Origin of the sequence: Mesorhizobium sp. M2A.F.Ca.ET.067.02.1.1 (assembly GCF_004023285.1) — a bacterium.
GTDB lineage: Bacteria > Pseudomonadota > Alphaproteobacteria > Rhizobiales > Rhizobiaceae > Mesorhizobium.
On sequence record NZ_RZSB01000688.1, the window covers coordinates 1 to 3,231 of the forward strand.

The 3,231-nt window shown below is 64.8% G+C and carries 5 protein-coding genes; all 5 read right to left on the reverse strand.

Translation table 11 applies throughout. The features are described from left to right. On the reverse strand, positions 1–729 hold a 729-nt coding region (locus EOA28_RS30030; RefSeq protein ID WP_148670940.1), incomplete at its 3' end, for an electron transfer flavoprotein subunit beta/FixA family protein. Positions 730–891: 162 nt separating this feature from the next. Further along, a complete protein-coding gene (locus tag EOA28_RS30035; protein ID WP_127250970.1) occupies positions 892–1,701 on the reverse strand; it encodes a rhomboid family intramembrane serine protease in 810 nt (269 codons plus the stop codon). A 21-nt stretch (positions 1,702–1,722) separates the two neighbouring features. Beyond that, entirely contained in the window at positions 1,723–2,304 is a 582-nt protein-coding gene (locus EOA28_RS30040; RefSeq protein ID WP_127250969.1) for a cob(I)yrinic acid a,c-diamide adenosyltransferase, read from the reverse strand. Between the two features lie 18 nt (positions 2,305–2,322). Further along, positions 2,323–2,514: a twin transmembrane helix small protein gene (locus EOA28_RS30045; RefSeq protein ID WP_042641360.1), complete on the reverse strand. Its 192-nt coding sequence runs from the start codon at positions 2,512–2,514 to the stop codon at positions 2,323–2,325. Between the two features lie 25 nt (positions 2,515–2,539). Beyond that, positions 2,540–3,231 (reverse strand): SDR family NAD(P)-dependent oxidoreductase (locus EOA28_RS30050; RefSeq protein ID WP_128315588.1); only part of this gene is annotated, 692 nt, incomplete at its 5' end.

Consider the following 3,231-nt stretch of genomic DNA (forward strand, 5'->3'; position numbering starts at 1 on the left):
CTTCAGCTTCTCGACCAGCTCGGCCACCGACTTCACCTTGACGCCCGCCTTGCGGCCGCCCGGCTCCTCGGTCTTGATCACCTTGAGGCGCGGCTTGACGTCGGCGCCGAAGTCGGCCGGGCTCTTCTCGTCGAGCGGCTTCTTCTTCGCCTTCATGATGTTGGGCAGCGATGCATAGCGCGGCTGGTTGAGGCGAAGGTCGGCGGTGACGATCGCCGGCATCTTCAGTTCGACCGTCTGCAGGCCGCCGTCGACCTCGCGCGTCACCTTGGCATGATCGCCGGCAAGCTCGACCTTGGAGGCGAAGGTGCCCTGCGACCAGCCAAGCAGCGCCGCCAGCATCTGGCCGGTCTGGTTCGAATCGTCATCGATCGCCTGCTTGCCGAGGATGACGAGGCCGGGCTTCTCCGCCTCGACTACGCCCTTCAGCACCTTGGCGACGCCGAGCGGCTCGGTCTGCTCGTCAGTCTTAACCAGAATGGCCCGGTCGGCGCCCATGGCGAGCGCGGTGCGCAGCGTTTCCTGCGCCTGCTGCGGGCCGACCGAGACGACGATGATCTCTTCCGCCTTGCCGGCTTCCTTGATGCGGATCGCTTCCTCGACCGCGATCTCGTCGAACGGGTTCATCGCCATCTTGACATTGGCGAGCTCGACGCCGAGTCCGTCGGCTTTCACCCGGACCTTGACGTTGGCATCCACAACCCGCTTCACGGGCACAAGGATCTTCATTTTCCTGTCACCTCTCCTGAGATAGTCGGGGCGCTATAGCAGCGTACGCCCTGTCAGAGTTGTCGAAAGCCGACATTACGGGCGGAATATCCGCCCAGCGGTGCCGTTTCCGTAGTGGCGGCAAATCCGCGCGTCAATATCCCACGAGGCACCCAAATCGGTTCAGTCCCGAGGCGTCGCTGCTCCACGGCCCCATTGCGACCCCGGCTGCGCCGGGGTGCCGTCGCTCGCGGCGGGCTCGACGGGGACAGGCGGCTGCTGGATGTTCGGCGTCGGGTCCGGCTCGCCGTCGGCGCCGGCCAGCAGCGGCACGCCGCGGCTGCGCAGCACCAGCACCAGCACGAATCCGGCGAGGATGCCGCCGATATGGCAGGCCCAGGAAATCCGGTCCTCTCCGCCGGCGGCGAACATCACGATCTGGAACAGGATCCAGAGGATCAGCGGGATGAAGGCCGGAATGCGCAAGGGGATGCGGGCAAAGGCCAGCACCCAGACTTTCACGCGAGGGTAGAGAATCAGATAGGCGGTGACGACGCCGGCAATGGCGCCGGACGCGCCGATCAGCGGCACCTGCGAATCCCAGGCCACCAGCCCCTGGAAGAAAGCGCCGGCGACAGCGCAGGCCAAGTAGAAGATCAGGTAGCGTATGTGGCCGAGCGCATCCTCGACATTGTCGCCGAACACCCACAGGAACAGCATGTTGCCGCCTAGATGGAAAATGTCGGCGTGCAGGAAGGAATAGGTGAGATAGCTGAGGCTTTCGGGGATGACGACGAATTCAGGCGACAGCTCGACCTTGTCGTGGACCACCGAGGGAATGAAGCCGAGGCCGAGAACCGCGGCATTGGTGAAGTTCTCACCGCCAAGCGTGGTCGCCAGATAGACCAGCGCATTCACCACGATCAGACCGATCGTCACATATTGCAGACGGATGTGGCGCAGCCTGTTGGTGTCGTAAAGCGGGATGAACATCGGACCCTCCCGCCCCTGGATTCAGCGGTTCTTGCCGGGAACCCATAGCACGTCGGCCTTTCCATTGTCATTGACCGCACGGGCGGCAACGAACAGGAAATCCGAGACGCGATTGACGTATTTGAGCGCCTCGCGGTTGACATGCTCGGTCGGATCCTGGGCCAGCGCCACCATCAGGCGCTCGGCCCTGCGCGCCACGGTGCGGGCCAGATGGAGCGCGGCCGCGGCCGGCGTGCCGCCGTTCAGCACGAAGGATTTCAGCGGCTGCAGGTCCTTGTTGAGGAGGTCGATGTCCTGTTCGACGCGGCCGGTCTGGGCGGCGACGATACGCAGCGGCTCGTATTCCAGGGGCTTGCCGCCGTCGGGCACGGCGAGGTCGGCTCCCAGATCGAACAGATCGTTCTGAATGCGCGACAGCATGGCGTCGATCGCGGGATGTTGGCCGGCGGTATGGATGCGGGCCATGCCGATGCAGGCATTGGCCTCGTCGACCGTGCCATAGGCGTCGACGCGCAGGTCGGATTTCAGCCGCCGCTCGCCGGTGCCGAGCCCGGTGGTGCCGTCATCGCCGGTGCGGGTGTAGATCTTGTTGAGCTTGACCATAACGTCCCCAAAAGACCTCTATTTGCGCGTGAAATAGACCACCAGCAACAGCAGCGCCAACGCCACGGCCTGCAGCATCACACGGGCTTGCATCAGCTTGTTCGAGGTGACGCCGGAGCCGCCGCGCATCATGTTGATCAGGCCGCGAACCAGCACGATCAGCACGGCCGCCATCGCGATGACGGCGAGAATCTTCAAGACGATGACCATCTGGCTGGCTCCGGTTCAGTTTCGGTCAGGCGCGCCTGGCGAGCACGCGGTACAGCATTGACGCCGGCAGGATGCGTTTGAGTGCCGCGCCGATCCTGGCCGGCACCGTTACCACATAGTGCGGGCGCGGGCGCTGTGACAGAAGCGCGTGGCGGAGCGCGTTGTGCACGACCTCCGGCCCGGGCTTCAGCTTCGACACGCTGCCGCCGGCCTGGAGCCGGGCGAGCTGCGCCTGATAATCGGCGCGGTGGACGGACTTTTCGACATCGATGTTCTTCAGGAACCAGGGCAGGCCATTGCTGGCGATCTTCGACGTCACCGGTCCCGGTTCGATGAGGGAAAGGTGGATGCCGCTGCCGTCGAGTTCCTGGCGCATGCACAGCATCAGGCCTTCGATGGCGTGCTTGGATGCCGAATAGGCGCCGCGGAAGCGGACAGGCGCCAGTCCGAGGATCGAGGAGCAATGGACGAGACGGCCGTGCCCCTGGCGACGCATGACCGGCATGACGCGCCGGGTGAGATCATGCCAGCCGAAGAAATTGGCCTCGAACTGCTCGCGCAGCGCTGCGACCGGCAGGTCCTCGACGGCGCCGGGCTGAGCGTAGGCGCCGTTGTTGAACAGCGCGTCAAGCGTGCCGCCGGTGCGTTCAAGCACCCCCTCGACTAGCGCGGCGATGGATTCCGGCTCACGATAATCGAGATAGAAGGCCTCCAGGC

Bases quoted from the DNA above. Each gene is read 5' to 3' on its own strand.
- EOA28_RS30035 (WP_127250970.1), bottom strand. From the start codon at position 1,701: ATGTTCATCCCGCTTTACGACACCAACAGGCTGCGCCACATCCGTCTG.
- EOA28_RS30040 (WP_127250969.1), bottom strand. From the start codon at position 2,304: ATGGTCAAGCTCAACAAGATCTACACCCGCACCGGCGATGACGGCACC.
- EOA28_RS30045 (WP_042641360.1), bottom strand. From the start codon at position 2,514: ATGGTCATCGTCTTGAAGATTCTCGCCGTCATCGCGATGGCGGCCGTG.